Raw genomic sequence first — 5368 nt, forward strand, 5'->3', positions numbered from 1 at the left:
TCCGCCACCCAGGCGGACCCGGATCGGCAGGATTGATCACGACATCACACAGGCCCTAGTGGGACATCGGCCGGGCTGTTGTCATTGTCCGGCTCGTTGCCGTCACCCCTCAGAGCATCGCCCACGCGATCGAACGCCGAGCGCTGCGAGTCGAGCCGCACGAAGGTGTAGATGTCCAGGGTCACTCGGATCGAGCTGCAACCAAGGCGGTCCGCCTACGGCGAGCCGCGCGCGGTGGCGGCCAAGAGCCGCCGCCACTCCTTGTCTCCGCCACTGCTCAGGCGGCCCTCCACCCGCTCAGCGCGCAACAGAGTCAAGGCGGACGTCAGACCAGGAAGCAACCCGGCCACGCCGAGCACCAGGACCAGGCCGACACCGACCAAGCGCGACCGCGCCGCCCAACCATCCGCCTCTCCAAAGCCACAATGGCCTTCAGAGCCGCAGTCGGAGCCCACTTGGCTTGCCAATGTTGCCAACGCCCGGGTTGAAGCGGCACGCGGCTCGTGACGCACGGAAGCGTGGCTGAGGCCGGTACGGGGTTGCCGGAAGCACACGTGACGGGTGCTCGTTCGGCGAACCCGCCATCGTGGCTGACTTTCGGTGGCTCGGGTCAGAACGGGGCATCCGCCGGCCGAATCGCGGTCTTCTGTTGTCGGCCCCCGCCGCCCGGGTCATGGGCGGCGGGCGGCGGAGCAGTGCTGTCCTCGGGGGAGCGGGGACTGTGCGGCGGGCTTACCGAAGCAGCAACTCGATTTCGATGGCGAGCGCTCCGAGTGCTTCCTTCTCCGCGGAATAGATCTCGCGGATGTTGGCGAGCTGCTGCTCGCGGGAGGACGCCGGGTTGACGTTCGCCGGGCCCTCCCCGTCGAGGAGTTCCTCGAACGTCTTGTACTCCGTCACCCGATTCACGTGGACGTCGCACGTCTCGTCCGTGCCCTTGATCCGGAAGCGGATGAGGTCTCCGGCGGCCAGGTCTTCGAGGTGGGGGTACTTCACCCTCACCTCGATGGTCTTTTCACCTGCGGCGACGAGATCGAAGTACCGGCGGTAGAGGTTCAGTTCGCGGACGCGAGCGGCGGCGGTTTCCGTCATGGGGCGGGAACGCTCCTAGCTGTTGCAGTGGTCATCAGCCGGCCGAGTTCACCGGCCGAGTACGAGCGGAAGAAGTGGCGTGGATCCGCGAGTAACACGTCGGTCAGACCTAGCAGACGGTCGACGTACTCAGCCAACGACCCCGGCCACTCTCGGGTGTCGAGCATCCACGGGGCCGCACCGTCCGGCAAGGGCGCCCGACCCTCCCGGATAAGGGACTTGGACAGTTTCGCGCCCGTGTCCGTGACCACCTGGGGGCAGAACAGCCGGGCGGGCAGCTGTCCATGGGTGAGGCCCACGGCCTGTAAGGCGCCGTCGACGAGGAGGCAGCCGGGCATCCAGTCGCCGCCCTTGACCATGACGTACAGCGTGCCGTCCGATCCGGCGATGGCCAGTTCCTTGACGAGGTTCCGGTACAGGGTGGCGAGGTCGAGGTAGCCGCCGCTCGCAGGCTCGATGACGACCTCATATGCGCCGTGGTGCAGGCACACGGCTGAGATGGTCGCCCGCTCGAAGCCGTCGTCAAGGACGCGGGTGCGTTCGGCATGCTTCTCGGCCCATCCGCAGCCGGGGCGCGGACAGGGAACGCGAATGTGTGGCCGACCGGAGGACGGAGACAGGTACCAGCGGGCGGCGGCCATTCGGGGCAACACACGCAGCCAGGTACGGCGGTAGTGCTCGCCTGCCTGCTGCTGGCTGTAGGTCTCGATGGAGTACGGCACTTCCAGCCGCTCGGACAGAGCGGCGAAGAGCGGGCGGTACAGCTTGTCGACCTGGTCCGCGATGCTGTCCTCACCGAGGGCATGCGCGTAGGCCCGCTGGTAGCGGTGACCGGTCTCCTTGTCCGTGACGATGGCGTACGGGGCGTTGTCGAGGGCGCTGAACTGGACTTCGGCCGGTACGTCGAACCTGTCCCGGATGCGGGCCGCCGTGGCGAACGTGAGCGACTGAACCAGGGATGTTCCGATGTGCGGCGCTCCGTTGATCTGCGTTCCCACCACGAACACGATCCGCTCCGGAGCCGCGACGACTATGTGCGGCCTGAGCAGGTCCTCAGCGTTTGTGAGCGCGTTGGCGAGAACGGTGTTCGGCGATACGGGATAGGTGGTCACCGCGTCTTCCCCTCGGTAAATGGGCAGGACTGCGCCGCGGAGCGGCGGGTGTGCGTTCAGCGGTTGAACTGTGATTCGCGTGGTGAACCCGCCCCCGCGCCGGGGGAACCGGAAGAGAGGAGGGGGCGGGAGTCATCGGGTCGGGCGACGCCCGCGGGATCGTCGGTGACGGCCCGCCCTCGCCGAGGGATCGGACGGCCCCTCGGCGAGGGCGGGATGCTGCGGGAGACGTGGCCGGCGGGCCAGTAACGGGTACACGCGGAGGGAGTACCGGGCGTCGTAGTCCGTCACGGTGAACCTGAACGCGCGGCCTGCGGCGAGAGCGCGTAGCGCGTGCTCGTACGCCTGGTCGCTTTCGGCCCAGGAAGTCAACTCCACATCGGGACGCGGGACTTCCGGCGCGGTGAGGACGAGCGGCGCGTCAGCGAGACTCATGGCCCCGAGGTCCGGGGAAAGCAGCCGGGCGAGGCGGTGCGCGGAGGCTCTCAGCCACCGGGCCGCGAGGCGTGGGGAACGGCCGCGGTAGGTGGCGAGCAAGACTTCGCAGGAGCCACTGAGGTCGTGGGCGGTGGATTCGCAGCGGAATGCGACAGGAGGTCGCACGAGGGCACGTGCAGAGGTCGGTGGGGCGAGCATCAGCACGTTCGGGCTCACCGCTTACGATCTTGGGCCGATTCCCTCGCCTTGATCATGCGATCGAGCTGGGTGTGGAACAGCTCGACTTGCGCGGGGGTGAGAACGAGCAGCGATTCGCATGCGCCCCCGTCCTCATAGTGGACAGTTACCGCCAGGCCTGCCTGCTGCGCACGGGGGTCGCATGCAGCATCTCGCCGCATGGGCGTGACGTGCGTGACCGGCACCGGCACGGGCCGGAGGGTGCTTCCGTCCGACCTCGCGCGCCAGTCCACGCCACCGCCAGGCGGACGCAGTTGGTACGACGCCGAACTGTCGCTGGGCAGGGCGACGACCACCCCGACCGTTCCGTCCTTGGCGAGGTCGACGGCGAGGTCGCCAAGGCGTCATTCGATCGGCTGCGGTCCGCGCGTGGTCGACTCGCTCGCGAGCTTCCGCACGGTGACCACCCCGAGCGGCGGAGATGGCCGCACGCAGTTGTAGGGAACCCCACGCCCGCACGGCGAGCGGCTCACCCAGGTCGTATCCCTCCTGCACGCTGCGGATGGCCTTGTCCGACAGGGCAATGGCGTCGTCCCAGTCCGCGGTAGCCCACATGTCCCAGACCCGCATCCAGTCGGCGACAGCCGGCAGGACGGGATCACCGGACTGTCGCGCCGACCATGCAGCCCGCTCACAGGCCATGGCGACCAGCTCCGGGTGCCCGAGGGCGTGCGCGGAAGTGTGGGCGAACTTGCAGCACACCGCGTAAATCGCGTACGCCTCTTCCCGCTCATGCCCGGTGGCGCTCTCGGCCAGGGCGCGCGTCTCGCGGAACAGGTCAGGTAGCACCTCCATGATCGCCACGTTGGCGGCGGCATCGCGGAGACGGTGGAGCCGGGTGGTCTCCTGCCAGAGCTGACGGGCCGACCTGGGCGTGCCGTCAAAGACGGGGGTCAGGTCGTACCGGCGCAGCTCGCGCATGATGGACGCGGCAGCGACCTGCCACTGATTCTCGGCCGGGGAGCTGTTGTACGGACGCCCGATGAGGTCGTTGGGGTGTACGTGCAGCTCCGAGGCGAGCAGGTTGAGCAGGCCGACGCGGTCGAGTTCGATGTGCCCGCGCTCCATCTTCGAGACCCAACCTTGCGTCTTGCCGAGAGCGGCAGCGAGGTCAGCTTGCGTCATGCCGAGGCGGAGGCGTGCACGACGTGCGCGACGACCGATCTCTTCGGCTTCTTCCAGCATCAGCGCGCCCCCCTGTGGGTGAGGCGCTGGCGTTCCAACGGGCGGCGAGGCATTGTGCTCCATCCGTAGGGGCTCCTACCTTGACGGTACCCAGGCCGCGTGCCGCGTGTGGAGTCCTCCAAGTCAGGCAGCGCCCGCCCAACGGTGCGGATCGCTGTCATCCTGGCGCACAGTCGGCAGCCGCGGTATCGAACTCCGCAGAACAGGTGTCTTATTGATTCCGGTGAGGTGCCGACGAGTGATCACGGTCCCCACCGGTGCCACAGCCGAACGGAGCTGCGTGAAGGGCTGCACTCTTCTTTCCGAAGCGATTATCCTCGTCCTCATGCCTGAGGATGAGCCACATCTGGACCCAAAAACTCTCTAGAGGATGGAGCCGCGCCCTCTTGGAAGGGGCGGATATGCGGAAGTCCTAGCGGCCACACATCGCCAAGCTGGCACACAGATAGCGCTAAAAAGATCCAAAATATTCCAAAGCGCCAAGGATCGGATTCGACATTTGGAGCTCTCAACAGGGGATCTGGTGGTGGATCCGTTTACAGGGTCGGGGGTGACTGGTACAAGTTGCAGGGGCGCAGATGTACTATTTTATGGTATCGAAGCACATCCACTAATTGCCGAGCTCGCCGACCTCAAGTTGAGGAAACCACCAGCTGACTTGGGTGACCTCGAAAAGAGGGCATCCAGCTTTGAGTATCTGGCTGATCGTTCTCGCCAGGCCTTGGGTAAGCGGGCCATGAAGATCATCGAGCGCGAGACGGAACTTGTGCAGAGGTCCTTTGATACGCGAGTTCTGCTCGCACTGATCCTCCTTAGGGAGATGATCAAGAATGATGCGGACGAATGAGAGCTGTGCCTGAATTGGGCACTGCTTGCCACTCTACGGGATGTTGCATCTGTCAAAGTAGGCTGGCCTTATCAACGCCCCTCTGAGCAACGAAAGCCTAAGTTTTCCGACCCGTTCGCAAGATTCACGCAACGAGTGATCCGCAACAACGGCCAGGGCCACACGGTCACCGCGGAACTCCTCTCTGCCCGTTTCACAGGCCGTGCCTGGTGATCTCGGACAGGCTGCCACGGTCCTCTTCTGCCCGTTGGCGCTCACGCTCCGTGTGTCGGGGCGGTTGACTGGGGATGGACGGGTCGGCCGGACCGGGGCCGGGGCTGGGGTGTCGGGAGGAGCGTTGTGATGGGGAACGGACGGCGGCGTGGGGGGCGTGGGGGCTGGGTCTGTCGGGGGGCTCGGTGGGGCGAGCTTGGGGTTGGGCTGGTTTGGGGGAAGGGCGGCGAGCGGCCGGAGAGAG

At 66.5% G+C, this 5368-nt stretch carries 4 protein-coding genes and 1 pseudogene; 1 reads left to right on the plus strand and 4 read right to left on the minus strand.

Annotated elements, in window-relative coordinates; all coding sequences use genetic code 11:
- Nucleotides 1-44: 44 nt before the first annotated feature.
- The 4 genes and pseudogenes from GA0115259_RS41335 to GA0115259_RS33995 all read right to left on the minus strand — a co-directional run.
- Nucleotides 45-185 carry a hypothetical protein gene (locus tag GA0115259_RS41335; RefSeq protein ID WP_256098265.1) on the minus strand — a complete coding sequence of 47 codons (141 nt, stop codon included), beginning with the start codon at nt 183-185 and terminating at the stop codon, nt 45-47.
- 547 nt (nt 186-732) lie between these two features.
- A complete protein-coding gene (locus tag GA0115259_RS33975) occupies nt 733-1092 on the minus strand; it encodes an ASCH domain-containing protein (RefSeq protein WP_093604047.1) in 360 nt (119 codons plus the stop codon).
- Nucleotides 1089-2204 carry a hypothetical protein gene (locus GA0115259_RS33980; RefSeq protein ID WP_093604049.1) on the minus strand — a complete coding sequence of 372 codons (1116 nt, stop codon included), beginning with the start codon at nt 2202-2204 and terminating at the stop codon, nt 1089-1091. Before GA0115259_RS33980 ends, GA0115259_RS33975 begins: the two co-directional genes overlap by 4 nt.
- Before the next feature lie 1019 nt (nt 2205-3223).
- A pseudogene (locus GA0115259_RS33995) lies at nt 3224-4064 on the minus strand (helix-turn-helix domain-containing protein); the annotation flags it as partial.
- Nucleotides 4065-4563: 499 nt separating this feature from the next.
- Between GA0115259_RS33995 and GA0115259_RS39385 the strand changes: the two are divergent.
- A complete protein-coding gene (locus tag GA0115259_RS39385) occupies nt 4564-4911 on the plus strand; it encodes a site-specific DNA-methyltransferase (protein WP_161230542.1) in 348 nt (115 codons plus the stop codon).
- Nucleotides 4912-5368: the final 457 nt, after the last annotated feature.

Source organism: Streptomyces sp. MnatMP-M17 (assembly GCF_900091995.1).
In the GTDB taxonomy this organism is placed as follows: domain Bacteria; phylum Actinomycetota; class Actinomycetes; order Streptomycetales; family Streptomycetaceae; genus Streptomyces.

Excerpts from the sequence above, each read along its gene's own strand:
- GA0115259_RS33975 (WP_093604047.1), bottom strand. The coding sequence starts at position 1,092 with ATGACGGAAACCGCCGCCGCTCGCGTCCGCGAACTGAACCTCTACCGC.